We start from the raw sequence: 494 nt of genomic DNA, 5'->3' as shown, positions 1-494 counted from the left end.
CGCACCCATGCGCTGGACGAATTGCGCGAGAGCGCGGAAATGCTGGTCGGCAGTTTGCGCGAAGCATGGCCGCGCGAAACGCCATTCGAGCGGCGCGCGTTCGGCTGCATCCGCCGTGCCTATGTCGAGGTGCGCTATGGGCGCCGCTACCGTATCAGTCGGGAGGAACTGGCGTGGGCGATGAATCGCACCAAAATCCTCCACGCGCTGGTGGCCGCAAACTGCAGCATGGAGCTGGAGCTTCCGATGCCCGCTAGTGGGGAGCTATGCCGTGCGTCGTAGGCGAACCGCCGACGCACAAATCTGCGCCGTGTGCCGAGCTGTTTACAGAGAGGCGGTGGATCGGCTCCCGCCCCTAACGCGGAGCGTGTTCCTGCTCCACCGTGTGGACGAGCTTGCCTATGACGAGATTGGCAGGCGGCTGAAGGTCCCTGTCGCGGCCGTGCAGAACTGTCTGCGCGACGCCTTGGTCATCATCGACGAGGCGCTTGACG

Annotated in this window: 2 protein-coding genes; both read left to right on the top strand. The window is 64.8% G+C overall.

All coding sequences use genetic code 11. The features are described from left to right. Positions 1 to 282, top strand: a 282-nt coding sequence (locus tag ACYPYD_RS16595) for a HEPN domain-containing protein (RefSeq protein WP_459664266.1), incomplete at its 5' end; no start/stop codon positions are given. Next, on the top strand, positions 257 to 494 hold a 238-nt coding region (locus tag ACYPYD_RS16590), incomplete at its 3' end, for an RNA polymerase sigma factor (RefSeq protein ID WP_459664264.1). The genes ACYPYD_RS16595 and ACYPYD_RS16590, both read left to right, overlap by 26 nt.

This window comes from Novosphingobium sp. 11B (assembly GCF_054589055.1).
The sequence above is the reverse complement of the archived record's forward strand: the minus strand, read 5'-3'. Positions and strand labels throughout refer to the sequence as shown.